Origin of the sequence: Halobacillus trueperi (genome assembly GCF_003386945.1) — a bacterium.
Lineage (GTDB): Bacteria > Bacillota > Bacilli > Bacillales > Halobacillaceae > Halobacillus > Halobacillus aidingensis.
On sequence record NZ_QUAE01000011.1, the window covers coordinates 28102 to 53404 of the forward strand.

A 25303-nucleotide genomic window follows, 5' to 3' on the forward strand; every position below is an offset into this window, starting at 1 on the left:
CTCGCCTATCTCCTTTCTCCCACGGGAGTCTCGCAGCTTCCCAACCACCCCATTCGATATAGGTGAGTAACGAACCCCTTTACCATGTTGGATTTGCCTTCCACGATCCCACTGTTAGAAGTAAAGCGCGCTGTATCAAGCTTTCAGGATTCTAAAACCTGAGCATGGGAGTTTACTTACAATTCCTTTCAAGCTGAATGGCTGCTTATTTCTAGAAGTGGTTTCGAGACACTTACATGATAAAGCGACTCATTCCCCGCAGCCCCATCCACTCAACAAAAGTCTCGAAACTGAGTCTTCCACAATACTGCCATTTCTTTTAAGAGGGTTAAATTATGGAAAGGTGTAGAAAATGAAGAGTGGGATCATACCCTTGAAATCTAATAGAATATTCAAACATTATTAACTGGTATAGACAACTAGAAACCATGGTGATAAGATGACTTCAGTAAAACGTTTTCAATTTGAAGGAGGCTATCGACGATGCTAAGTTTTTTACAACGAATAGGTAAATCATTAATGTTTCCGATCGCTACATTGCCGGCTGCGGCTTTGCTTGTCCGTTTAGGGATGGAAGATATGTTGGATATTCCTTTTATTACGGCAGCCGGTAACGGAATTCTCGGAAATTTGGCTCTTATATTTGCCATCGGTATTGCGATGGGGTTTGCGAAAGATGGGAATGGAGCGGCTGCTCTAGCAGGTGCTATTGGTTATTTGGTCCTTGATGGTGGAATAGAGGCTATAAATAAGGATGTGGATATGGGGGTTTTTGCCGGTGTCATTGCTGGTGTGATCGCGGGAATGTTGTACAACAAGTACAATGATGTAAAGTTCCCGGACTTCCTTTCTTTCTTCGGAGGCAAGCGCTTTGTTCCGATCATCACCTCAGCAGTTATGGTCGTGCTTTCCTTTGTTTTCGGATATGTATGGGTGTATCCACAAGCCGTTCTTGATTCTACGGCAAACTGGATTTTGAACGGGGGAGAACTTGGAGTAGGTGTTTATGGCGTGCTGAACCGTCTGCTTATTCCGGTAGGTTTACACCACGTAATGAATGCTTTGATCTGGTTTGATTTCGGTACATTCACCACAGAGGCTGGAGAGGTTGTGCGCGGGGAAATCAATCGTTTCTTAAATGGAGACCCTTCTGCAGGTTACTTCCTGGCTGGCTTTTTCCCTGTCATGATGTTCGGTCTTCCGGCTGCATGTCTAGCTATGTATGCAGCAGCAAAAAAAGAGAGAAAAGCAGCAGTCGGAGGAATGTTTTTGAGTATCGGTTTGACCTCTTTTATTACAGGGGTTACCGAGCCGATCGAATTTTCTTTCATGTTCCTTTCTCCACTTTTATATGTCGTTCACTCCTTACTAACCGGTGTGTCGATGATTCTTGCTTTTGTGTTTGATGTCAGACATGGTTTCGGTTTTTCGGCAGGATTGATTGACTATTTACTGAACTACAATATTGCACAAAATCCATTTACTCTGATTTTAATCGGATTGTTTATGGGAGCGATTTATTTTGTGATTTTCTATTTCCTTATTGTCAAACTGGATTTGAAAACACCAGGGAGAGAAGACGAGGAAATTGAAGAGGGGTCCACAGAAACAGAAAGTAGTGATTATGATGCGAAAGCTTACCACTATCTATATGCGTTAGGTGGACCTGAAAACATTGAAACGCTGGATTATTGCACCACTCGTCTTCGTCTTGAAATGAGAGACCGAGAGAAAGTCGATGAAAAAGAGTTGAAGCGTCAAGGTGCCCGTGGAGTCATGAAACTAGGAAAACGAAACCTTCAAGTGATTGTAGGTACTTCTGTTGAGTTTGTCGCTGATGCGATGAAAAAACAGATGGAACATGGTCATCACGTTCCTGAAGGTGTACAGGATGAAAAAGTTCCACCTGTAGAACAAGAAACAGAAAAAGTTCCATCAAGGAAAGTAAAAGAAGAAGATTTTCAAATGCCGTTGAATGGAAACGTACTTCCTCTCTCTGAAGTCCCAGATGAAGTTTTTGCCCAAGGAATGATGGGGCCAGGCTTTGCCATTGATCCGTCTGAGGAAACTTTCCATTCACCTGTGAACGGGAAAGTCCTTCAAGTTTTCCCTACGAAGCATGCCATCGGTCTTGAGCTTGAGAATGGATTGGAAATGCTGATTCACGTTGGTTTGGATACGGTCAAGCTTGATGGAGATGGGTTTGAAGCCCTAGTTGAGTCTGGACAGAAGGTGGAACAAGGAACGCCATTGCTGCGTGTGGACCTTGATTTTGTCAAGGCGAATGCGCCTTCTGTAGTGACACCGTTTATCTTCACGAATGCTGAAGGAGCAACGGTGGAACTTTTGAAAAAAGGATACCTGGAAAAAGGACAAAAAGGGGTAATGAGAGTAGAGGAAGGAGGCAAAGGAAATGAGTGATCTGGTGATTGCAAATGTAACCGTTGTGACGGAAAACGGGACGATCCCCTCTGGATCTGTAACAGTTAGCGATGGGAGAATAAAAGAAATTCATGAAGGCTTCGTGGTTAAGGATGGGGATTCTGTCATTGATGGGACAGGCAGAAACCTTACACTTCTTCCAGGCTTCATTGACGTACACATCCATGGGGCGAATGGTCATGACGTCATGGACGCTACGATGGAAGCTTTACAAGGGGTGGCGGTTCAGCTCCCTAAGGAAGGGACAACGAGTTTTCTGGCCACAACGATGACGCAATCAAGAGAGAGGATTTCTAAAGCAGTCATAAATGCAGGGACGTATATAGAACATCAGCAAAGAGATGGGCAAGCAGAAGTTCTTGGAATACACCTTGAAGGTCCCTTTATTTCACCATCCAAAGCTGGGGCTCAGCCTGTAGAGCATATTATTGAACCATCTCTCGACCTTTTTGAACAATGGCAAAACGAAAGTCAACAACAGATCAAACTCGTAACCTTAGCTCCTGAATTGGAAGGAGCTCTTCCATTTATTGAAGAGCTTAGGAAAAAAGGAGTCATCTGTTCTTTGGGACATAGCGAAGCCACCTTGGCCGAAGCGAATGATGCGGTTGAAAAAGGGGCAAGCCATGTGACACATTTATACAATCAGATGAGTGGTCTGCACCACAGGGAACCGGGCTTGGTTGGTGCTGCTTTTACGAACCAGGAGCTTCTCGTTGAGATGATTGTCGATCACATCCACATCCATCCTGAAGCGGTCCGATTAGCCTATCAGATTCTTGGAAGTGACCGAACGATCCTAATTACAGATGCGATGAGGGCCAAATGCCTTCCTGCTGGCACCTATGATCTTGCCGGACAAAATGTGACGGTGAATCATGGAGAAGCCCGCCTCTCTGACGGTACACTTGCGGGCAGTATATTAACCTTAGAAGAGGCAGCTCGGAAAATGCGCACCTTTGCCGGTGTTGATCTCAATGAATTGGTTAAAATAACTTCTGCCAATGCAGCTCATGAGCTTGGGGTATATGACCGAAAAGGGAGTATAACGAAAGGGAAAGATGCAGACCTCGTCCTTTTGGATGAAGAGGGTTGCGTGATGACAACGATTTGCCGTGGAGTCATCAGTTATAATGGTAAGGGGGGAGCATCATGAACATCATCGTTGCAAAGGATTATAAGGAAATGAGTCAGGCGTCTTCCCGGATGATTGAAGAACAAATTACAAAGAAGCCAGATGCTGTGCTAGGCTTAGCTACAGGCGGAACCCCTCTTGGTACCTACAAAGAATTAGTTAGGAGTTATAAGGAGGGGCGTGCGGATTACCGTTTTTTATCTACGATCAATTTAGATGAATACGTTGGTCTGGACCCCGAGCACCATCAGAGCTACTGCTATTTTATGAATCAAAACTTCTTCCAGTTTATCAACATTGATAAAAAGAACACGTACATCCCTTATGGAAAAACAGAAGGTTTGGAACAAGAATGCAGACGTTATGAAGAAGTGATTGACACCGTCGGCCCCCCTGATTTACAGCTTCTCGGGATTGGAGAAAATGGCCACATCGGTTTTAATGAACCAGGCACTTCCTTTGATAGTGAGACCCATATTGTGCACTTGACAGATTCAACAAGAGAAGCCAATGCCCGTTTCTTTGAATCTATGGAAGATGTACCGACGAAGGCGATTACGATGGGCATCCGTTCCATAATGAAAAGTCAAAAAATCATTCTTTTGGCTTCCGGTGAACGAAAAGCGGACGCCATTTACCAACTGATTCATGGTGAGCCTGACGAACAGTTTCCTGCTTCTTCACTGAAAAACCATGATGACCTTACTTTAATTGTTGATGAGGATGCGTATAAGAAAGTCCAACGGAAAGGATGAATCCTTTGTTAAAGAAAAACGTTCCGTTACCACTGTATTATCAGATTGAAGAGTACTTGAAACAAAAAATAGAAGAAAAAGAGTTTGAGGTCGGTAAAATGATTCCGTCCGAGCGTGAGCTTTCCGAGCGTTTTGAAGTGAGTCGCATGACCGTAAGACAGGCAGTGACGAATTTAGTGAACGCAGGTGTCCTTTATCGTGAAAAAGGAAAAGGGACGTATGTCGCAGAAAAGAAAATCGAACAGCCGCTTAAAGGTTTGACAAGTTTTACGGAAGATATGAAGCGGAGAGGAATGACATCGAGCAGCCTACTGCTGGCCTTTGATGTCATTGAAGCACCAAGAGACGTCCGTAAAAAACTGGATTTAAGCGAGGAGGGAAAAGTGTACTGTATCCAGCGAATAAGGATCGCAGACGACAAACCAATGGCAATCGAAACTACTTTTATGCCTCAGGAATTGCTGCCGCATTTAACCGAAGATATTGTGCATGGGTCTATTTATCAATATGTAGAGCACGATTTAGGCATGGCCATTAGTCAAGCACGCCAGATTATCGAGGCACGTGCAGCAGATGAAGAAGAAGCTGAATACTTGAACATTTCTCCTCATTCGCCGGTACTTCATATCGAACGGAAAAGTTTTCTTGCTCAAAGTGTTCCGTTTGAGGTCGTTAAATCTACCTATCGTGCCGATCGGTATAAATTCATCACAGATATTGACCGATAAGGAGTCCGAGATGAGCTATTTAACAAAAGTTTCCCAGAAATTGTTGGAGATTGAATCTTCCCAGTTCCATAACTTCGTTAAAATTAGTAAAAACCTCTCCCGAATCATTCAAGCAGGAGGAATCATCCATACATTTGGTTGTGGCCATTCCAGTTTACTAGCTCAGGACGTTTTTTACCGGGCGGGAGGACTTGTACCTGTACATCCAATATGGATCGAAGAATTGATGCTACATGAAGGAGCAAGGCAGGCCAGTGAAAGTGAACGTAAACCTGGAGTGGTTCAGCAGTATTTGGAAAAGGAAGATTTGCAGAAAAAAGATGCGGTCCTGATTATTTCTACTTCTGGTCGAAATCCAGCCCCTATAGAAACAGCCATTTACTGTAGGGAATTAGGTTTGTACACAGTGGCGTTGACCTCACTCTGTTATTCACAAAGTCAACCTTCACGTCACAGCAGCAACCAGAGACTTGAGGATGTCGTAGATGATGTCATCGACATGGAAGTTCCTGTGGGAGATACGATCATGCAAAAGGGAGCTCGATCTTATTCACCCGTTTCTTCTGTAGTAGGAGCGGGAATTTTACACGAACTTATGACAAAAACGATTGAGAGAATCGAGGAAATCGGAGAAACGCCCCCTGTTTTCAAAAGTGGAAATGTCGACGGATCTGACCAACACAACCAAAACATGATGCAAGCCTACAAACGTATCTCTTTCTAAAAGAATTGTTGTTATTCAATAATATGGCAGGATTGTGGAAGACTCAGTTTCGAGACTTTTGTTGAGTGGGTAGGGCTGCGGGGAATGAGTCGCTTTCCGCGGGAGCGCGGTGAGCCTCCTCGAGCTTCGCTCTGTGGGGTCTCACCCTGCACTTTTTTCCCGCAGGAGTCTCCCCATTCCCCTCCGCCCCTTTACCATGTGTGGTCTCTCGAAACCACTTCTCATAATCTCTGCTTGTATGCTCAATCGAAGTAGATAAATTAAAGCTTCCCCCATTGATCATTCCGATGGTGAAAGCTTGATGTAAAGCGCTTTTCACCAGATTCTGATTGGGGAGTAAGACGTCCCATCATGATAGAGAGGTTCGTTTCTCTCATTCATCGAATGGGGTGGTTGGGAAGCTGCGAGACTCCCGTGGGAATAGATTGGCTGGCGAGACCCCGCAGAGCGAAGCACGAGGAGGCTTGCCGTCATCCCCACAGGAAAGCGAGTAGCTTCCCAACCACCCCTGACTCCCAATTATGGCAAACGAAGCCCGGAAACATCTCGAAACTGAGTCTTCCACAATCGGGAGCTTATGTTTAGTTATTATATTTGGAATTTGAATCTGCTTCCTACAGACCTTTCGTGGGTCTGTTTTTTTAATGGAGAGAAGGAGACCTGTGTCAATTTCTTGGAGAATTGAGCAGGAGATTGACGGAGGAAGGTAGGAAGGGCTACTCTAGAATGAGGTATGACATCTGTAAGGGGGACACAGAAGATGAAAAGAACAATAATGCTGTGGGCATGCCTCCCGTTTTTGCTAGGGTTGCCTATGGTGGCAGAGGCTCAAGAAAGCGAAGAGAGGCAATGGCAGGATGAAAGCGTTTATTATATTGTTGTTGATCGATTTATGAACGGAGACATGAACAACAATGAGGGTGTAGATTTGGAAGATTCCAATGCTTATCATGGCGGTGATCTATCAGGGATTGTCGATCAGTTGGATTACATAAAAGAATTGGGTTTTACTACTATTCAACTTTCCCCGATCATGCAGAATGATGGAGATAGCTACCACGGTTTCCATGTTTCAGACTTCCGTAATGTTGAGGAACATTTCGGGACGATGGAAGAAGCGAGGCAAGTTGTGGAAGAAGCTCATGCCCGCGATATAAAAGTGATTTTTGATCTTCCTATAGGATTTGTATCTGAAAACCATCCCTGGGCAGAGAATGATGCAAAGTCTGAGTGGTTGACAGGAGAAGAGGTATCCAGCGAGCATCCGTGGTTTAATCAATTGCTTCAAGTTGATGTGAATCAGGAAGGGGTAGGCACTTACCTCCAGGAAACCATGGATTTTTGGAAAGAAAAAACAGGGGTGGATGGTTTCAGAATCATTACGAATGGTTCGGATTTAAGTGAAACAACTTTGCAGAATTATCCGCTAATCATGTACACCTCGTCTATTAAAGAGGATCACACGTTCAGAACAGTGACAAGGGAAGCTTTTAATCAAGCAGGAAACTCTTTAAACGACCTGTTAACAGAAGAGGATCTTACCCAGCCCCACCAGCTGGATTTTTACGATGTGTCCCGTTTTACACATGAAGCTGTTGTAGAAGGACAAAACCCCATCACAAGGTGGCAGCTGGCTTTAACGTATGTTTTTACGGCCCCGGGAGTCCCAGTCGTTTACTACGGAACGGAAACCCCATTAGATGATGGGGGAGATCCGCAAAACCTCCCAATGATGAATTTTAAGGCCGGGGATGAAAAGCAGAAAAAACGGATCGAAAAACTGACTTCGATGAGAGAACAGTTTCCAGCCCTCACCAGAGGGGATTATCGTGAACTGTACAACGAGGACGGGCTTGCGGTTTTCAAACGCACGTATGAGGATAATGAGATGATTATTGCAATCAATAATGCGGAAGAGACCCGAACAATGACCTTGGAAGGGCTGGAAGATGACCACCAGTTGAGAGGCTTGCTTCACGATGGCCTTGTCCGTCAGCAAAACGATGGCTCCTACCGCCTTGGTATGGAACGTGAAACAGCCGATGTCTTTATTGTAGAGCCCAATAGCGGCTACAACTGGTTGTTTATAGGATTTGTCGGTGGTGTACTCTCTTTGTTTGTCATAGCGGTCACGGCGATTAGTTTGAAGAATCGTAAAGAGAATAAAGGTTAACAAAAAACAGGCCCGGACCCGGGCCTGTTTTCTTATTTGGTGGTCTTCTTAAGAGTAAATGCCCTCTTTCTCCTGTTTTAATGTCCTCTAACCCGAATCAGACACATAAGGAAAGCATTTATTCGTCATCAGACCTGTTCTTTTTTTTCTTGCGACGCCACATCCATAGGGCGATAACGATTAGCACCGGAACAAGGACTGGTGAGTAACCGACTGCTGCTACGAACAACCAGGAAGCGACATTTGCTATTCCATTGATGCTGTTGAAAAAGGCTTGTTTCGTTCGATCCCATGTGTTCAAATCTTGTTGATCGACCCCACCGACGAGGACCTTGGTTTCAGTAAAGGAAATGGTTATGGTGGAAAAGTCACTTTGATTTTCTAAATAGTTCATCTCGCCTTTAAGAGATTCAATGTCTGATTGTACGCGTTCAAGATCCTGGGATATTTTCACTAAGTCTTCCGTGGCGCTGGCTTCTTCCAAAAAACTTAGAAGTCTTGCTTCGATTTCTTCCTTTGCTTTCAACCTGGATTCAAGGTCCACGTAATTCTTGGTCACGTCTCTACTATTGATATTCCTGGATGCGATTTGATCTGATATGTTCTCAAAGCCACTTAACAAACTTTCGAAATTCGATTGAGGGACACGGATTCGAATATGACCTTGCCTGTTTCCTCGTTCGGTCCTTTGAACATTGGTTTCCACCATATAAGCTTCATGTTCACTCATTTGTGATTGGAGATTTTGTTGGAACTTGTCAAAATCTTTGGTTTCAAGATCGATGTGTGCTTCGTAGATCATCATTCTTTCTTGCTGAGCTTGCGTCTGCCCAGTTTCGTTTTCTGTTGCTTCCGATAGTCCACTTTTCGATGCATCTTCTGTCTCTGTGTTCATCGAGTCATTAGCACTGTCAACATTACTTTCACTTGTGGATTCTTCACTTGTGATTTCTTCGCTGCTGTCTTCTCCGCTGCACGCGGCAAGCAGCATGATGAGGGTGAAAATAAGTAAGATCGTTATTCTGTTTCTGTACATAAAAAGACCCCCTAAATTAGACTAGCAAGCCAGGAGGAGGATCGCTCTCCATAGAAAGAGCAATTCCAACCTCCCTGCGCCTTTAGTTATCCGGCTTCAGTGTCCAGACACTCGAGACATAAGTCATTCCACTCTGTGGCAAAAATCGCCACGACGTGGCCTGACTTATGCTTGTCGTGTCTACCAGGACACTTCCGCACTTAATGGATATCCAGCTCCGGGAGGTAGACCTTCGCGACATAAGCAATCCATCTGCGTGAAGGAAAAGCACTTCACTCCGATGTCTTGCTTATGCGAGTCAGGTCTCCCAACCTCCCTGCGCCTTTAGTTATTAGTCGTAATTAAGGGAGTAGGGTTACATGTATTTGGGAATGTTTATTTATAAGTGTCGTTCAAGAAGAATAGGGCAATGGTGCCTGGTCCGGCGTGGGCTCCAATGGTTGCTCCCACATAATCAATGTGAATTTCTTTTGTCCCATAGGTTTCTTTGATCATTTCAGCGAGCTGTTCGGCTCTTTCCAGGTCGTCTCCGTGGCTGATGGCCATCCGTTGGTTTTGAAAGTCTGCTCCACGTTCATCCATGACTTCGAGCATACGTTTCAATACTTTTTTTGAACCGCGGATTTTTTCAAGAGGAATGAGTTTTCCTTCCTCCATATGCAATAGGGGTTTGATTTTCAGCAACCCGCCAACAAATGCGGCTGTTCGGCTTACACGGCCACCGCGCTGTAAGTATTCCAGGTCATCGACTGTGAAGATGTGTTCCATATGAGTGGAGTGGTATTGTCCAATTTTAAGCACTTCATTGTAAGAAGCGCCCTCCTTTGCCAATTCTGCAGCTCTTAGAACAATCAGTCCGTAGCCAAGGGAAGCGGCTTTTGTATCGATCACTTCAAATTGGGCATCCTCATATTCTTCTTTTACTTCTTGTTCAATCATCTTTGCCGTTTGGTATGTACCTGATAGTTCGGAAGAGAAAGCGAAATAAATGAAAGGCTGCCCTTTTTCAGCTAAAGTAGTGAACGTTTCCCGAAAAGCTTGAGGGGATACTTGCGCCGTTTTAGGTGCCTCCCCATTCCGCATCCGGTCGTAGACTTCTTTTGGAGTGATGTCGATTCCGTCTTCATATTCTTCTTCGTTAATGATGACTTTTAAAGGAAGGGAATGGACGGAAAACTGATCGAACATTTCTTGGTTCAAATCACTTGCAGAATCACACAATACTTGTACATGCATACGCGTCACCTTCTATTTTTTAGGATGTACTTTTAGTTTAGGCACAAACCGTGAGATAGTCAAAATATACTTTTTGCAAACCATCCGACAAAACTTTACATGATTCTACCAAAATTATCTTGATTTTACTCTACTACGGTGATAAAAATGAATAGATGAATTTAGGCAAGGAGGTTCGCTATTGTTTACAGTTGAAATAAAACGTATATTGATCGTTCTGTTCGGCGCCGTGTTAAATGCGGTATCGCTGAATTTATTCTTGATTGAAGCCAATGTTTATGCAAGTGGGTTTACAGGGGTTGCCCAGTTGCTCACAAGTATTTTGAATGATTTTGCCGGAATACCGGTCAGTACAGGTATTCTACTATTTTTACTTAACATTCCGGTTGCCATTCTTGGTTGGCTGAAAGTAGGAAGAGGTTTTACGGTCTACAGTGCGATATCTGTCGCTTTTACCACGTTATTTCTAGAATTGATACCTGTTCAACAGTTATCAGGAGATATTATCCTCAATGCTGTGTTTGGGGGAGTTATCGGTGGAATGGGTGTTGGAATTACCTTGAAGTGGGGTGCTTCCACCGGTGGTCTCGATATTGTAGCGATGGTTCTGTCCCGGATGAAAGACCGTCCGATCGGCATTTATTTTCTTATACTTAATAGTGCGATCATTGCGATTGCAGGGTTATTGTACGAGCCTGAGAATGCGCTCTACACTTTACTGACTTTATACGTGACTACAAGGGTCATTGATGCGGTCCATACACGTCACGAGAAACTGACGGCTATGATCATTACATCGAAAGCAGCCGATTTAGAAAAAGCCATACATGGGCACATGGTACGTGGAATTACCACATTGCCAGCGAGAGGAGCTTTTACGCAGCAGGATAAGAATATGCTTGTCATGGTCATAACAAGATATGAACTCTATGATTTGCAGCATATTATTCAGGAAGTGGATCCTCAAGCGTTCACGAACATTGTCCAAACGACTGGTATTTTCGGTTTCTTCAGAAAAGATGACTAATAGTGTAACCTTTTCCATAAACATACGACTCATATATTAAATAGAAAAAAATAGAGGAGTGGGGTCATGAAAAAGTTTTTGGCCATTCTGTTAGGAGCTATGGTGCTTTCGTTAGCAGCATGTGGAAATGAAACTGAAAATGAAGCGAGCGGAGAAGAAAAGGAGGATCAGATGACGGAAGAACCATCTGAACAAGAACCAGAAGTGGATATGGAAGGTCTTATTGAACAACTAGCCATGGACGCGACAGTTGACACGACAGCAGACACGGCAACCTTCAACTTTTCCTTGGAAAATGCAGGGGAAGAGCCGGTCACGCTTGGATTTACTTCCAGTCAAAAGTATGAAGTGCAGGTCAAGAATGAAGCGGGAGAGAGTGTTTACACCTTCTCTGCTGATAAAATGTTCACCCAAGAATTGACGACAGAGGAATTGGCGCAAGGGGATGTCTTTGATGTGAAAGAATCGTGGACGGGAATCGAAAAACCTGGAAATTATGAAGCGACGATGACGTTTCTTGTGAATACAATCAATGACCAGCCATTGGAAGCGAATCCTTTCCAAGTGACTCAAAGCTTTACGATTGAGGAGAACACAGAGAAGGAAGAAGAGTCAGCTGAAGAAGGTTCTGAAAAAGAAGCACCAACTTCTCAACATGATGGAGATGGCCAGGCTTTCCGTGATATAACCGTCACAGGAGAAAAAGGTTCCTATGTCGTTAAGGGAGAGGCACGTGTCTTCGAAGGAAACTTCATGTACAGTGTCGAGGACGGTCATAATGTGCAAGTGGAACCAACAGCCTTCCAGGTCGATGAAGGAGCTCCGACATGGTCGACATTCGAGCTTGAGATTGATATTCCAGAAGAAGATCTGCCGATGTTTGGGACACTGACCCTTACATTGTTTGAAGAAAGTGCAGAAGATGGAAGTCCGACGAATGTGAATTACATCCCATTAGAAAACTTCCAGCCAGAAGAATAAAAAAATCCGCCATCATGGCGGATTTTTTTTAATAGCCGTATTCTTCTAGTGTACTCATCACTTTAGGAGTCAACTCGTCCCAGTCAGCCTGAGGGAGCTTATTGACTGTGATGAAGTTTTGGAAGCCGAAAACGTTATCGACGCCGTCCAGTTCCATCAAGTCATTCATGATTTTGTGCTCGCTGGTTTGACCAGGCATGACAGACACGCTGCCGTCCCCTTGGAATATCATAGACTCAGTCGTGAATTTGCGTGCATTAGGGTTTGGTGTTTCCTGTACTTGAATTGCCATAATAGTATCCTCCTCTGTTACGTCTCTTCTTATTTTATCAAAAAATAATAACCTTCAAAACTCTGAACCTCATGCATATATGATTGCCCTGCAACTGTGGTACAATGAGAACAATGTTTAGGAGGTGTGTGCAATGGAATCAAGATTGATCGAAGTGTTGCAGCCGATTAAAGATAATGATTACACGCTACCTGAAGGTCAGAACTTACAAGAGCTCACCACTATGATGCTACAAAAAATCGGATCTGTCCATCCTGTATTGCGAGATGATTTGATCCATAACATATTTACGAGGTTTATTGAACGTGGCCATTATTCAAATGAACAGTTAAAGAATATTCTGCAGTCTGTGTTGAATAAAAACTATTTATTCTACAGAATTGGAACTTCGAAGAAAGAAGAGGATGCTGTGTTTAAACGCAGTTTTTCTGTATTGCTGATTCCGCCCATCATGGAAAAGCACAGACATTCCCCATTTTTGAAGGAAGAAGAGGTCCACCGTGTATGGGATCACTTGAAAAAATATATGCAGCAAGAAAAAGACCACCGCGGGTATGTGAAAGATAAAGGATGGGCTCATGCGATGGCCCATGCGGCTGATGCGATCTACAGTGTCGCTGCATGTGAAGAAATTACAAAAGAAGAAATCCTGGAGATGCTGCCTGTAATCAGAGAGCAGTTTATGATTGATCATCCTTATCTCTTTGATGAAGAGGAGCGGATGGTGACAGCGGTTATGAAAATGTTTGGTAAAATCAGTCATGCAGAGCGGGTCGAATGGCTGGAAACATTGCTCTATATTCGTGACAGCTGGCAGAACCCGAATGAGGATATCATCATCAATAACAGCAAGCACTTTATGAGGGCTCTTTACTTCCGTATGCTCGAAGGGGATTATCGAGAGCTCAGGCAGGTTTTAGAGATGCTATTAAGGGAACTTAGGAAACAGGAAGCTTACTAAAACCTTGGAGGATGCTTATGTTTCGATGGGGAATCTTTATAGGGACAACATCAGGAATTGTTCTTGGGTTGTTTATGTGGTTTGTAGAGAAAATAACAGGGAAGAAAGTTTACACATTGCTTATGAATGTGGACTTTATCCCTGTTATCGGTGACATCGATTGGCCTGTTTTGATGGAGTGGCTTTTCCACATGATCATTTCCTGGATCATTGGTATCCTATATAGTTATGCCTTTATGCGTAAGTTGAAGGAAACCAATCGGAACCGGTGGGGCTTTGCCATTCTCCTCACAGCCTTTGCTGCCACGACATACGTTCCGCTGACGGTTCTCGCCATTAAAGAGACCCCTGCTTTAACAGATGGGACAGCGATTTTATACTGGCTGATCGGGCATGTCCTATATGCATTCACATTAAAAAAATCGTATTATAGATTCGAGTAGAAGGCCGGGAATGTCCCGGCCTTTATGTATTTTATGCTAACCTCCGTTCCTGTTTGGTAATGGTAAGGGCTACGATAATGGCCCCGAGCGCTTGAATCCAGCTTCCGAGTGCAGAGAAATAACGGGCATCGATTCCTTCTAACTCACGTCCAGCTGCAATAGCCTGAATAGAGTTCCCAATGACTTCTAGTAATTCTCCGTTTAATTTGTAAGCATACGCCAAAGTAGGAGCCGCTTCGTATGTTTCAGAGAATCCAATAAGCCCGCCTAAGGCTTGTAACAGATTTCCTTTTATCACAAGGTTCAGATCGTCTCTTCTTTCTAAGTCCGCTAGAATACTGTAAATGATCGTAGAGTTTCCTGCTGCCTGAATGATATTCCCTGACGCAGAGAGGATGGATCCTGAATCACTGGCAACGACTCCATTTCCAGTTGCCTGCAATGTATTCCCGATGAGATTAAGACCCTCATCATCGTCACCTGTATTAGCATTGATCGAAGCATTTATGGCTGAAGCTACGGTCCCCGCCGCAACGATCCAAGAACCGATTTGGGTGTGGTTGTTCTTACTGCCCATGTTCATTCCTCCTCTCTTTATGGTACTCCGGAATGGTTTAAGGGTGATAAGGAGAAGATGAGGATGGAAAAGAAACCCCTTTGACACTCGATTGTCTAATCAAATAAACAGAGAAAAGGATTGATATGGGGGTGGGTTTCTGACGGTGTCATTCCAAAAGGTTATTCATCCTTAAGGAGCATGAAATGATTAAAATATATCCATGTCATTATCATTTTCTGAAGCTTTTTCTCCAACAAAGATATTTGAAAAGTTTCGTGGGAGGTTAGACTCTTGATTGAAAAAGCGAAGTGTTTAATTTTTGACCTTGATGGAACGTTGTATGAGGATGTCGAACATTTCCAATACTATGCGGCCCTTTTAAAAGAACGGGTGAGTCAAAATGATCAAGTGAATTTTGATGAAGATTATCAGGCCATATTAAATGGGGAGCATTTACTTACGATCGGTAAAGTGTATGACATGGAGCAAGATACGATTGTGTCCGTAGACCCATTCACGAATAAAGTGGAAAAAGTGACCTCATGGTATGGAGACTTGTGGGATAGAGAAGCGGTGAGAAAGGCGTATGCACATCCACTTCAATACGATTTTGAGCGGCTTATAGCTATCGGAGATGGATGGTGGTTACCTTTCGCTGTAGCCATGCACTATGGGGTCGGAATTGAAGAAGCCCGTGAATGTTATGTGAAAACGAAAGATTTCATGACGACTGAAGAGTTTCTCATGTCTAAAACAAAAGGGCTGAAAGCAGCGCTTGAAAGGTGGAAAGAGAATAAGCTGCTTATTCTTCTAACGAACAGTGAGGACTATGATGTAGAGAATATACTGAACAGAATCGACCTCTCCGGGTTATTTCATAATCATATTCTTTCAGCATTCAAACCGCAAAAGACTGAGGAGCACTTCCAGGCGATATTGGATCGGTACAATTTGAACCCTGAAGAAGTCGTCTCCATAGGAGATAATTTTCTTAATGAGATCGCACCTGCGTTAAATATGGGGATGAAAGCTGTTTTTGTTCAGCCGACGGATGTGAAGTTTGACTATCCCAACCTCCAAGTCGTGAAAAGTTTAGAAGAAATTTGTCCATAAATACATCGAAGCGCCCGATTGTGCACTCAATCGGGCGCTTCGATGTATTTAGAAAATCATTAGGGGGTACTCATTATATACCCGAATAGACAAGTTTATAACTTCCTCAACCACACTCAAATAAAAACACTTATTATTACTCATAGTTTTTCAACAATATGGCAGGATTATGGAAGACTTGATTTCGAGATGTTTCGAGGTTCGTTTGTCGTGTTGAGCGGTGGGGGTGGCTGGGAAGCAACTCGCTTTCCTGTGGGGGAGCGCCGAGCTTCCTCGGACTACGTCCTGCGGGATCTCGCCTATCTCCTTCTCCCACGGGAGTCTCGCAGCTTCCCATCCACCCCTTTCGAGAAATGAGATAAACGAACCCACGTACATGAATGGAGAGTCTAACCGCTGCTTTCTATTTGAGAAGCGCTCTATAAGCAAGCTTTAGAATACAAAAGACTAGCGTGTTAAAAGTTGAATCCACTGAGTTCCAATACGCTGGAATTCTGCTTATTCTGGAAGTGGTTTCGAGATACTCTTATGGTCAAGGGGCGGAGGGAAACGGTGAGACTCCTATGGGGTGTGCGGGACAGCTGAGACCCCTCAGGACGTAGTCCGAGTAGGATCAGCGCCCGCCCCATGGAAAGCGAACCTTTTCCCGCAGCCCCTATCTCACACAAACATCTCGAAACTGAGTCTTCAAGAAAAGGGAGTTTTAATTGAAAAAAGATCAGGCCGTTTGTAAACGGCCTGATCCTCTACGATGGTTATCGTAAGTTGTTGTGATGAGCTTCCACTTCTTGTTCAAACTGCTGTAGCTGTTGTTTCTCTTCTTGAGAACATTGGCTATAGGCAGACTGAATCGCTTGTTTCGCGGCTTCCATATCATGTTGGCTAGTCGCGTCGTGTTTGCCCCCACGTTTTTGGGTGAAACGGTTGACCGCATCGCGAGCGTTTTCAAAAAGGTTTTTCTCCATGGTTAAAACCCTCCTACCGTATGCTGATCAGATTCGATTTCTTTACGATTCGCTTCTGAAAGCCTTCTCGGCTCCATCTCGCTTTCGTCGAATTTTCGAACTTCTGTCCAGCGATCCTGTTTACGATTGGTTTTCTTTTGCTGCTCCATGACAAGACCCTCCTGTCATAAAAAAGCCTGAACGCTTTCACGTTCAAGCTTAGTATGGCAGGAGGGCCTTTTTTTACGCGAGGAAAAATGTACCTTATATCGCACGCTTGTTTATTTTCAGATAGTCATCGAGGAATGCGCCGATTCCATCTTCTTCATTCGTATGGGTGACGTGATTGGCAAGGTCTTTCAGTTCATTGATGGCATTTCCCATCGCTACACCCACACCGGCATAATCAATCATTTCAAAATCATTGTCTTCATCACCGAAGGCGATAATGCGATCATTCGGGACGTGAAAGTAACGGGCGATCTTATCCAGACCGACGGCTTTGTTCATGCCTGCCCTTACAATTTCAATGACATGCCACGGAGCACCCCATTTACGGTGATCGATCAGAGAAGCGTGATCGTCCAGTTCATCGCGAAGCCTTTGAATTTTTTCTTCTTCCGGATGGATGAGAATGGAGGTAGGGTCTTCTTTCAAGTTTGATTGAAGACGCCCGACTGTAATGGGATCGTTTTTTGTTTGGAAAATACTCATGATTTCCTCGTCATATTGATCTAAATACACATCATCTTTTACTTCAGCAAGAATGTTTTTAACACCGAGCTCCTGACAGGTGTGAATGATTTTATGAGCTGTACGGATACCTAAAGGAGAGTGAATGGCATCCCAGCGGTGGTCTTTCGGATGGTGAATCAGTGCTCCGTTGAAGTTTACCATAGGTGTATCGAGGCCGAGTTCATGATAATAATCGATGCTCGCCCTGTGTGGTCTTCCAGTCGCTATGACTACGATATGACCTTGCTTCATAGCTTGGAGGACTGTATTTTTCGTTTTTTCACTAATGACTTTCTCATCGGTTAACAATGTTCCATCTAAATCTAAAGCAATCAGATGTTGTTCCATAATCTTCACCTCATTTGTATGTATAGTTTATCGGGGAGAACGGTGGATTGTAAAGAATTTCCCTTGTGACTACCTAACACTTTCCAATTAAAGATGGCAGTGTTACGATAAATATTATATAAACCATTTATAAACACAACTTAAACAAAACGTAAAGTTTTTGGAGAAAGGAAATAGGAACAATGATTGGGATTTACCGTAATACTTATAAAAATATACCCGCTCTAACTGTTGTCGATTCGACGAAACAAGACGAGCCATTGCCCGTGTTCATCTACTTCCATGGGTTTACCTCCGCAAAAGAGCATAACTTACCCCAAGCTTATCTCCTTGCTCAAAAGGGGTATCGGGTCATCCTTCCTGATAGCGCTCATCATGGAGAACGTGATGATGAACTGCCGAAACAGGAACTGAACTTCAAGTTTTGGGATATCGTGTATCAAAATTTGAAAGAGCTTCAAGATATAAAAGATGAACTCGATCGCCAGGATCTTATCAAAGATCGACGCATCGGTGTCGGCGGAACGTCTATGGGCGGCATTACGACGAGTGCTGCATTGACGATGTATCCTTGGATTCAAGCTTCTGCTGTTATGATGGGATCACCCAAGCCTGTTGAATTTGCCAGAAAACTCATACAGGACGTAGAAAATACCGGGATCTCACTCCCTCTGAAAGAAGCAGACCTTGATGAACTATACAGATCGCTTGAAGGCATTGACCTTTCTAAGCAAATGGATAAACTTTATGGTCGTCCACTGTTTTTCTGGCATGGCGATGCGGATCCAGTTGTTCCGTTCGAACATTCCTATGATTTTTATAATGAAGCCATCGATCAATATAAGAACCCTGAAAATATTCGTTTTTTGAGAGAGGTCGGGCGTGATCATAAAGTCAGTCGTTTTGCGGTGCTCGAAATGGTCAATTGGTTGGAGTTAGTATTGTAACCAGTGGGAATATTTTATTCTCTTTGAAATTTTGTTTATAATAGAGTTTGAAGAATTGTGAAGGGGGAACTAATGTGAGTACAACTGCACTTGAAGAAAATGCAATGGGTGCCCTTGAGAATGTCATTGACCCTGAGCTCGGCATTGATATCGTCAACTTAGGTTTGGTCTATGGCGTCGATATAGATGACAATGGCGACACAACGGTAACAATGACTTTAACGGCTATGGGCTGCCCGCTTGCGGGTCATATCGAACAGGACGTCAAACGATCTCTTGCTGACTTGCCTGAATTGAATGAAATAAAGGTCAATATCGTTTGGAATCCACCTTGGACCAAAGATCGTATGAGCCGTTATGCGAAGATAGCTCTTGGAATTCCAGATTGATTTATGGAAGCTGTGCCCCTGCCGTGTGAACGACGGTAGGGGTTTTTACATAACAAAGGAAGTTAGATCCGGCGAAGAGCGTTGCCTTTTCTGTTCCGTTCGCGGTCCAGTGCACATCATCCAAGCCCCATTGTTATTGAACGTGTGCGAGTGATTACCAAGGAGGGAAGACGAATGGCCGAAACGCCGGTTTTTCAAATTGTCGGTTACAAAAACAGTGGAAAGACATCACTGCTTTCAGATTTGATTGCCTATGGAACGGACCGTGGAGAGAAAGTGGCTGCGATTAAGCATCATAGCCACGAGGAACCGCTGAAAGTCATGCATCTTGATACAGATAGTTATCGTCTGCATGAATCTGGTGCTTTTATGACAGGAGTGGATAGCCCGCGGAGATTTCAGCTTGAATTATCTCACGAAGATGACTTTCCGCTTACACAACTCGTGAACATATATCAGCATTTTTCTCCTGATCTAATTGCTGTGGAAGGATACAAGCAGGAGGACTTTCCGAAAGCTGTCATCATAAAAAGGGAAGAAGATCTGCCTCTGCTTGAACAGTTGACGAACATACAATTAGTCATTTGCTGGGATGAGCGCATGATTGATCGGGTATCCTTTCCTGCCATATCGCTCAGAGAGTGGAGAAAGCGCTTACCAGAAGTCTATCGTTTAGCGAAGGAGGGGGCTTGATGGAACAACAATGTTGGATTACCACAGAACCACTTGAGATTGAAGAAGTAACAAAAAGGGTAATTAGAAGAGAGGCGGGTGCCGTGAATACGTTTATCGGCACGGTAAGAGAATTCACGAAGGGCAAACGGACACTTTTCTTACAATATGAAACATATAAAGAGATGGCGGAAAAGAAACTAGAACAAATCACCAAAGAAATCGACCAGCAGTGGCCGAGCGCAGAAGTAGCCATTGCCCACCGGATCGGGCGTCTTGAGATTACGGATATAGCTGTAATCATCGCCGTTTCCACTCCACATCGAAACGACTCGTATGAAGCAAGCCGGTACGCAATAGAAAGAATCAAGGAAATCGTTCCTATTTGGAAGAAAGAGTATTGGGAAGACGGTGAAGAGTGGATTGGAGATCAAAAAGAGGTCCGTCCGGGAGTTCCGTTGAAGGAGGAAATCAAATGAACACACTCTTATTTTTTGCGGGATTGAAGGAAGCGATTGGAACCGATGAAGTAAGGCTGGTAGCAGCAGGCATGACGTTGGGAGAAGTGAAGGAAAAAGTGCGTGCCGAATATTCTCTCGACCAAGTGAACAATTGTATGATGGCAGTCAATGAAGAATTTGCTCCCGAGGATACAACGATCACCGAGGGAGATACGATTGCTTTTATACCTCCGGTCAGTGGGGGATAACTCCATCCAGTCATTCCTTTTAAAAAAGCCAGTACAACTATTGATGTTGTACTGGCTTTTATTATTTATAAGAAGAGAACGACTAGTCCACCGACGATAAAGCAGTAAAACGCGAAGTATTTCAAATTCCCACGGGCCATGATGCCCATGAACCACTTTAATGAGAAATACGAAGCAACTACGGATCCGGCAAAGGCCATGATATAAGCAAACCAGGCATTCCCAGCACTTGCATGTTTGATCACATCTTCGATGGATAGAAGCATTGTCCCGAGACTGACAGGGATAAATAATAAGAACGAAAAACGGAGCGCCGTTTCTTGTTTCATACCTAAAAACATGGCCGCAACAATCGTGGCTCCTGAGCGGCTGATTCCTGGTATGAGTGCGACCGCTTGTCCAATTCCTACAATCAAGGCATCCTTCCAAGTTAATTGTCCGTCGCCTTTCCGTCCTCTCAGGTTACGAATTAACCAGAGGGCAATTCCTGTGATGATCAGGGTGATTCCTACCGTTTGAACGGTAGATAAAACTTCAATAGCATCTCCTAAAAGAACGCCGAGCACTCCGGCAGGAATCGTTCCTATGATCAGGTATATTATGAAATCAAAATCGTCTTTCTGCTGTTGATCGCGTTGGCTGCGATTGAATAAGTATCCGAATCCATTTTGAATCAATCGAATGAGATCTTCACGATAGATGATTAATACCGCTACGAGAGACCCAAAGTTCACGAGCACCTCAAACGTAAGTCCTTCCAGTCTAATTCCTAGTAATTCCTGGGCAATGACCAAATGACCACTGGACGAAATTGGAATCGGTTCAGTGAATCCTTGAAAGATCCCCAAAAATAAATATTTAATAATTAACCATAGTTGTTCCATAATGCTTGTTCCTCCTGCCCGTCTGTATTCCTATTTATATCTATATTTATAATTTGTGTTGATAGAACAATTGTGATGATGTTCACGCACTCTACGATTATAAAGGAACCTTGTCCTTGTGGCTAGAGGAGGATTTCATCATTTTCCAAATGAAAAACGTTGCCTCCCGAAGGATAGCAACGCTTGAGTGTGGCTTATGCTTCTTCTTTGATAATTCCTTCCCCAAGAACAACTGCAGCCAGTGTGAAAAGAATTGTCATAATGATGACTTGAGAGAAAGCGAAACTGCTCCCAGCCATGTTGCTGACTACATAAGCGGACATGAAGCTCAATAGGAAAGCCCAAATGATTGTCCAAATCATCCGCATCATTATTCACCTCATTTTTTACACAATCTACTCTTATCTTATCAGAGAGTAAAGGAAAAGGAAATATGAAATCGCTTCATGATTGACGTTTCCATTGAATAATATGTAGGAAGACAAGGAAGAGGAGGATAGCCTATGATGGTGACCGTTAACCCTTGCTTTCATTGGATTGGATATCATTTGACATCAAATCTTCTTCAAGAAGGAATCGAAGTCATCGGTATTGACCCCATCGTGGATGCGAAGAGTGATCTATTATATATGTATGTCGGCAGAAACAGTAATTTTCAGCATTTCTTTCAAAGAAGTGACAAAGAAAATCACGTCCAACAATCGAATGACGAGTGGGAAGTGGACGTGGTCGATGACGGCTTGCTAGTCAGGCAAGGAGATAAAGAAAGAGATTGGATCGAGCTTCCCCTTCTTTATGGTGAATGGATGGATCTCCGGAGGGCAGGGGTACAAGAAAAAGATGAGCTTGTGCAATGGGTCATAGATCACCAGGCGACCTATATTGGAACTTTCATGGAGACCTTCCTGGAGAGATTCTTCGATCAACCGCTTCGCATTGAGGAGCGAGTCGAAGACAAGGATACCATCACAGAAAGAGTGGATGCTTTGTGGCGCTGTGAGCAGCTGCTTCGCAAAATCTAGAGCTTTCCATGTTGGTCATTTACTTTTGTTATGAAAAAAATGTAGAATAGGGAGAGGATATAAGTAGGTACTTAGGAGTGCTTGAATGTGAAATTACAGTCCATCATGATCCTCTCTCTATTATTTTCCCTTGTCGCATGTCAAGGCCTCCCGGATTATAAGAAAGATATAAAGGTCGGGATGCTTGTCGAAACGACCATCCATGATAAAGCATGGGGGCAGCAAGGGTACAAAGGATTGCAAGCGATCCAGGAGGAATATGGAGTAGACATTTATTTTAAAGAAGGCATACGAACATACAAACATACAGCCGAGGCGATCGATGAGTTTGCAGCTAAAGGCATTGACGTCATCTTTGGACATAGCAGCTTATATGGAAATCATTTCAGGGAATTGCATGAGGTTTATCCTGAGATGGACTTTGTCTATTTTAATGGCCAATTCTCAGCCGAAAATGTAACAAGTCTCAATTTTGATGCGCAAGCGATGGGATTTTTCGCAGGAATGGTAGCTGGGGAAATGACACAAACGGATCGTGTTGGAATCATTGGAGTATTTGAATGGCAACCAGAAGTAGAGGGGTTTTATGAAGGCGTCATTTATCAAAATCCAGAGGCCGAAGTAGACATTTCACTTACGAACAGCTGGGAAAATACGGAGATGGCCCTCATGTATTATGAATCGATGAACAAAGAGGGAGTGGATGTGTTTTATCCAGCGGGAGATGTTTTTAATGTTGCTGTCATTGAACAGGCTCAAAACGACGGGAATTATGCCATCGGTTATGTACAGGACCAATCTTCGGTGGCTGAAAATACGGTGCTCACGAGTACCGTCCAAAAGGTAGATGAAGTATATAAATTAGCGATGGAGCGTTATATGAACGAAGACTTACCAGGAGAAATGCTTACGTTCGATTTTCAGGAAGGTGCTATAAAGATGGGGGAATACAGCCCGAGTATCCCAGAAAACTTCCGTAGTAGAATGGAAGAAGTCGTAGAAACTTATAAAGAAACAGGAGAGCTCCCTGAAAAAGACCTCTGAAGCACACAAATGGCTTCAGAGGTTTTATTATAGATTCATATCAGAGTATGGCTCATTTCATATAAGCTCCCGATTGTGGAAGACTCAGTTTCGAGACTTTTGGTGAGTGCATGGGGGCTGCGGGGAATAGCTCGCTTTCCGCGGGAGCGCTGTGAGCACATACCGCGCATCCTTAAAGAAAGCCTTGCCTAGTTGAAATAATGAATGACAATTCCTGGCCATGGATACGGGGTCAGGGAAACGACGATTTGCGGTGTTTGGAATTAGTCAGTAGAAAAACACACACGTTCGTGTCTCCATTCGTTTTTCATGCGGACGTTTCCCAGACCCTGTTCCCACGCCTTATTCTTACTGGATCTATGGTTAAAACGACTCTATAACGGCTTTAGTGAAAAGGGACTTTTTACAGAGCACGGCAGGTTACTGTTAGAGGGATTTCGAGAACCTCATAGGGCAAAGGGGCGGTGGGAAACGGTGAGACTCCTGTGGGAAGTGCGTGGTAGATGAGACCCCGCAGAGCGTTAGCTCGAGGAGGCTCATCACTCGCCCACGGAAAGCGAACCTTTTCCCTCCGCCACTGAACTCCCACAAAAGTCTCGAAATCAAGTCTTCCACAATCCTGCCATATAGTGGAATAACTTAAATTGATTATTAATCTAAAGGAGTTTCATGGAAATGATTTTTATTTCTTGAACTTATCGATCATTGGTTTGATCATCGGTGACACTGACTTCCACGTTTTTGAAGCTTCTTGAAAGAGATCATTGAGTTTCGGTTGCGAATCTTTCTCTCCTTCGTTTTCTTCTTGCTGACGGAACCCCCAAAAATCATCAAAGGGGGATGACTTTCTTTTGCCCATACAAGCACACCTCCTCTGTTACAATTTATGAAAGATCTCCCTGTGTTTTGTAGGCAGGTACAACAAATATTAAAAAAAGTACAAGTTCAAGGGTAGCCTTTTGCAAAACTTGCAGATTGGTCCAAGATGAATTAAAATTAGTACCAAGTCATAAGAATTGATATTAGATATTACCTTTAAGGGGATGAATATATGAACGCAGGATTCTTGGGCGTTGGACACTATGCGCCGGAAAAAGTGCTGACGAATAAAGACTTGGAGAAAATGGTAGAGACGAGTGATGAGTGGATTCGTACGCGAACTGGAATTGAAGAACGCCGTATCGCTTCAGACGAAATGGATACTTCTGATCTAGCCTTTCGTGCAGCGGAAGAAGCTTTGAAAGATGCAGATATGAAAGCAGAGGAACTTGATATGATCCTCGTTGCTACTGTTACTCCAGATACGCCATTCCCATCTGTCGCCACCATGCTTCAACATAGGCTTGGTGCCAACAAGGTCGCGGCTATGGACTTGAGTGCAGCCTGTGCTGGGTTCATGTATGGAGTCATCACAGCTAAACAATTCATTGAAACGAATGCCTACAAAAATATTCTTGTCGTAGGGGTTGAGAAACTTTCAAAAATCACGGACTGGACAGACCGTAATACATGCGTTCTTTTTGGTGATGGAGCAGGAGCTGCTGTCATTGGACCGGTAAGTGATGATAAAGGAATTCTTTCCTTTGAACTTGGGGCCGATGGAGCAGGTGGACCTCACTTGTATCAGACGCCTGAAGATACCTTGTCCATGAATGGTCGTGAAGTATTCAAGTTTGCAGTAAGACAAATGCCTGAATCCTCAGTCAATGTCGTTAAAAAAATTGGCCTGAGTGAACAGGATGTTGACTATTTAGTGCCACACCAGGCGAACATAAGAATTATGGAAGCAGCCAGACAACGCTTAGGAATTCCTGAAGAAAAAATGTCTACGCAGGTGAAGCGTTATGGAAATACTTCTTCAGCGTCTATTCCGATTGCTTTGTCAGAGGACGTGAAGGCAGGTAAAATAAAAGATAATGATCTAGTCGTTCTTGTCGGATTCGGTGGCGGACTCACATGGGGAGCCGTGGCCCTTCGATGGGGGAAGTAATCAAGGAGGAATGG

The 25303-nt window shown here is 43.7% G+C and carries 29 protein-coding genes; 19 read left to right on the forward strand and 10 right to left on the reverse strand.

What is annotated here, in order from left to right; translation table 11 throughout:
* The first annotated feature begins 483 nt into the window (after window positions 1–483).
* The 6 genes from nagE (at window position 484) to DYE48_RS13615 (ending at window position 7957) form a co-directional block, all read left to right on the forward strand.
* Entirely contained in the window at window positions 484–2421 is a 1938-nt protein-coding gene (gene nagE, locus DYE48_RS13590) for an N-acetylglucosamine-specific PTS transporter subunit IIBC (RefSeq protein WP_115824110.1), read from the forward strand.
* A complete protein-coding gene (gene nagA, locus DYE48_RS13595) occupies window positions 2414–3598 on the forward strand; it encodes an N-acetylglucosamine-6-phosphate deacetylase (RefSeq protein WP_115824111.1) in 1185 nt (394 codons plus the stop codon). Before nagE ends, nagA begins: the two co-directional genes overlap by 8 nt.
* On the forward strand, window positions 3595–4332 hold the full coding sequence (gene nagB / locus DYE48_RS13600; protein WP_115824112.1) for a glucosamine-6-phosphate deaminase: 738 nt from the start codon (window positions 3595–3597) through the stop codon (window positions 4330–4332). The genes nagA and nagB overlap by 4 nt, the downstream gene beginning before the upstream one ends.
* 5 nt (window positions 4333–4337) lie before the next feature.
* The gene (locus tag DYE48_RS13605; protein ID WP_089654273.1) at window positions 4338–5060 is read left to right on the forward strand and encodes a GntR family transcriptional regulator; all 723 of its coding nucleotides are present in this window, start codon (window positions 4338–4340) and stop codon (window positions 5058–5060) included.
* Window positions 5061–5070: 10 nt separating this feature from the next.
* A complete protein-coding gene (locus DYE48_RS13610) occupies window positions 5071–5784 on the forward strand; it encodes an SIS domain-containing protein (protein WP_115824113.1) in 714 nt (237 codons plus the stop codon).
* Between the two features lie 760 nt (window positions 5785–6544).
* Complete coding sequence (locus DYE48_RS13615; protein WP_167449515.1) at window positions 6545–7957, forward strand: alpha-amylase family glycosyl hydrolase; 1413 nt, start codon at window positions 6545–6547, stop codon at window positions 7955–7957.
* A gap of 118 nt (window positions 7958–8075) precedes the next feature.
* On the opposite strand, the gene DYE48_RS13620 is transcribed toward DYE48_RS13615, so the two are convergent.
* Both DYE48_RS13620 and DYE48_RS13625 read right to left on the reverse strand, forming a co-directional pair.
* Entirely contained in the window at window positions 8076–8993 is a 918-nt protein-coding gene (locus DYE48_RS13620) for a DUF4349 domain-containing protein (protein ID WP_115824115.1), read from the reverse strand.
* 375 nt (window positions 8994–9368) lie between these two features.
* Window positions 9369–10229, reverse strand: a complete 861-nt coding sequence (locus DYE48_RS13625; protein WP_115824116.1) for a DegV family protein — start codon at window positions 10227–10229, stop codon at window positions 9369–9371.
* A 181-nt stretch (window positions 10230–10410) separates the two neighbouring features.
* Here DYE48_RS13625 and DYE48_RS13630 point away from each other — a divergent pair, with 181 nt between their 5' ends.
* Together DYE48_RS13630 and DYE48_RS13635 are read left to right on the forward strand one after the other, a co-directional pair.
* On the forward strand, window positions 10411–11256 hold the full coding sequence (locus DYE48_RS13630) for a YitT family protein (protein ID WP_089654259.1): 846 nt from the start codon (window positions 10411–10413) through the stop codon (window positions 11254–11256).
* Between the two features lie 66 nt (window positions 11257–11322).
* Window positions 11323–12237 carry a BsuPI-related putative proteinase inhibitor gene (locus DYE48_RS13635; RefSeq protein WP_115824117.1) on the forward strand — a complete coding sequence of 305 codons (915 nt, stop codon included), beginning with the start codon at window positions 11323–11325 and terminating at the stop codon, window positions 12235–12237.
* Between the two features lie 28 nt (window positions 12238–12265).
* Here the strand turns inward: DYE48_RS13635 and DYE48_RS13640 are convergent, their stop codons facing one another.
* Window positions 12266–12529, reverse strand: a complete 264-nt coding sequence (locus tag DYE48_RS13640; protein WP_089654261.1) for a NifU N-terminal domain-containing protein — start codon at window positions 12527–12529, stop codon at window positions 12266–12268.
* A gap of 133 nt (window positions 12530–12662) precedes the next feature.
* Here DYE48_RS13640 and DYE48_RS13645 point away from each other — a divergent pair, with 133 nt between their 5' ends.
* On the forward strand, window positions 12663–13490 hold the full coding sequence (locus DYE48_RS13645; protein ID WP_089654262.1) for a DUF2785 domain-containing protein: 828 nt from the start codon (window positions 12663–12665) through the stop codon (window positions 13488–13490).
* 17 nt (window positions 13491–13507) lie between these two features.
* Window positions 13508–13933: a hypothetical protein gene (locus DYE48_RS13650; protein WP_115824118.1), complete on the forward strand. Its 426-nt coding sequence runs from the start codon at window positions 13508–13510 to the stop codon at window positions 13931–13933.
* A gap of 31 nt (window positions 13934–13964) precedes the next feature.
* On the opposite strand, the gene DYE48_RS13655 is transcribed toward DYE48_RS13650, so the two are convergent.
* Window positions 13965–14510: a DUF6944 family repetitive protein gene (locus DYE48_RS13655; RefSeq protein ID WP_115824119.1), complete on the reverse strand. Its 546-nt coding sequence runs from the start codon at window positions 14508–14510 to the stop codon at window positions 13965–13967.
* Window positions 14511–14783: 273 nt separating this feature from the next.
* Here DYE48_RS13655 and DYE48_RS13660 point away from each other — a divergent pair, with 273 nt between their 5' ends.
* Entirely contained in the window at window positions 14784–15605 is an 822-nt protein-coding gene (locus tag DYE48_RS13660; RefSeq protein ID WP_115824120.1) for an HAD family hydrolase, read from the forward strand.
* Between the two features lie 755 nt (window positions 15606–16360).
* Here DYE48_RS13660 and DYE48_RS13670 read toward each other — a convergent pair.
* The 3 genes from DYE48_RS13670 to DYE48_RS13675 form a co-directional block, all read right to left on the reverse strand.
* Window positions 16361–16570: a DUF3813 domain-containing protein gene (locus tag DYE48_RS13670; RefSeq protein ID WP_089654266.1), complete on the reverse strand. Its 210-nt coding sequence runs from the start codon at window positions 16568–16570 to the stop codon at window positions 16361–16363.
* A 2-nt stretch (window positions 16571–16572) separates the two neighbouring features.
* Window positions 16573–16719, reverse strand: coding sequence for a hypothetical protein (locus tag DYE48_RS21190; RefSeq protein ID WP_167356111.1), 147 nt, complete (start codon window positions 16717–16719; stop codon window positions 16573–16575).
* Window positions 16720–16813: 94 nt separating this feature from the next.
* Window positions 16814–17632 (reverse strand): Cof-type HAD-IIB family hydrolase, encoded by an 819-nt coding sequence (locus DYE48_RS13675; RefSeq protein ID WP_181898588.1) that lies wholly within the window; start codon window positions 17630–17632, stop codon window positions 16814–16816.
* Window positions 17633–17814: 182 nt separating this feature from the next.
* Here DYE48_RS13675 and DYE48_RS13680 point away from each other — a divergent pair, with 182 nt between their 5' ends.
* The 5 genes from DYE48_RS13680 to moaD all read left to right on the forward strand — a co-directional run bounded on the left by DYE48_RS13680 (window position 17815) and on the right by moaD (window position 20349).
* The gene (locus DYE48_RS13680; protein ID WP_115824123.1) at window positions 17815–18579 is read left to right on the forward strand and encodes an alpha/beta fold hydrolase; all 765 of its coding nucleotides are present in this window, start codon (window positions 17815–17817) and stop codon (window positions 18577–18579) included.
* 104 nt (window positions 18580–18683) lie between these two features.
* A complete protein-coding gene (locus DYE48_RS13685) occupies window positions 18684–18968 on the forward strand; it encodes a metal-sulfur cluster assembly factor (protein WP_089654274.1) in 285 nt (94 codons plus the stop codon).
* Window positions 18969–19142: 174 nt separating this feature from the next.
* Entirely contained in the window at window positions 19143–19661 is a 519-nt protein-coding gene (gene mobB, locus DYE48_RS13690; RefSeq protein WP_115824124.1) for a molybdopterin-guanine dinucleotide biosynthesis protein B, read from the forward strand.
* Entirely contained in the window at window positions 19661–20119 is a 459-nt protein-coding gene (locus DYE48_RS13695) for a molybdenum cofactor biosynthesis protein MoaE (protein WP_115824125.1), read from the forward strand. The genes mobB and DYE48_RS13695 overlap by 1 nt, the downstream gene beginning before the upstream one ends.
* Window positions 20116–20349, forward strand: a complete 234-nt coding sequence (moaD, locus tag DYE48_RS13700) for a molybdopterin converting factor subunit 1 (protein ID WP_115824126.1) — start codon at window positions 20116–20118, stop codon at window positions 20347–20349. The genes DYE48_RS13695 and moaD overlap by 4 nt, the downstream gene beginning before the upstream one ends.
* A 65-nt stretch (window positions 20350–20414) precedes the next feature.
* Here moaD and DYE48_RS13705 read toward each other — a convergent pair whose 3' ends face one another.
* A complete protein-coding gene (locus DYE48_RS13705; protein ID WP_115824127.1) occupies window positions 20415–21233 on the reverse strand; it encodes an undecaprenyl-diphosphate phosphatase in 819 nt (272 codons plus the stop codon).
* A 194-nt stretch (window positions 21234–21427) separates the two neighbouring features.
* Window positions 21428–21604: a YjzD family protein gene (locus DYE48_RS13710; protein WP_237417175.1), complete on the reverse strand. Its 177-nt coding sequence runs from the start codon at window positions 21602–21604 to the stop codon at window positions 21428–21430.
* A gap of 132 nt (window positions 21605–21736) precedes the next feature.
* Between DYE48_RS13710 and DYE48_RS13715 the strand changes: the two genes are divergently transcribed.
* The gene (locus tag DYE48_RS13715; RefSeq protein ID WP_115824128.1) at window positions 21737–22255 is read left to right on the forward strand and encodes a hypothetical protein; all 519 of its coding nucleotides are present in this window, start codon (window positions 21737–21739) and stop codon (window positions 22253–22255) included.
* An 87-nt stretch (window positions 22256–22342) separates the two neighbouring features.
* The gene (locus DYE48_RS13720; RefSeq protein WP_244199435.1) at window positions 22343–23299 is read left to right on the forward strand and encodes a BMP family ABC transporter substrate-binding protein; all 957 of its coding nucleotides are present in this window, start codon (window positions 22343–22345) and stop codon (window positions 23297–23299) included.
* Between the two features lie 682 nt (window positions 23300–23981).
* On the opposite strand, the gene DYE48_RS21195 is transcribed toward DYE48_RS13720, so the two are convergent.
* Entirely contained in the window at window positions 23982–24158 is a 177-nt protein-coding gene (locus tag DYE48_RS21195; RefSeq protein WP_160915310.1) for a hypothetical protein, read from the reverse strand.
* Between the two features lie 192 nt (window positions 24159–24350).
* Between DYE48_RS21195 and DYE48_RS13725 the strand changes: the two genes are divergently transcribed.
* On the forward strand, window positions 24351–25289 hold the full coding sequence (locus DYE48_RS13725; protein WP_115824129.1) for a beta-ketoacyl-ACP synthase III: 939 nt from the start codon (window positions 24351–24353) through the stop codon (window positions 25287–25289).
* Window positions 25290–25303 lie beyond the last annotated feature (14 nt).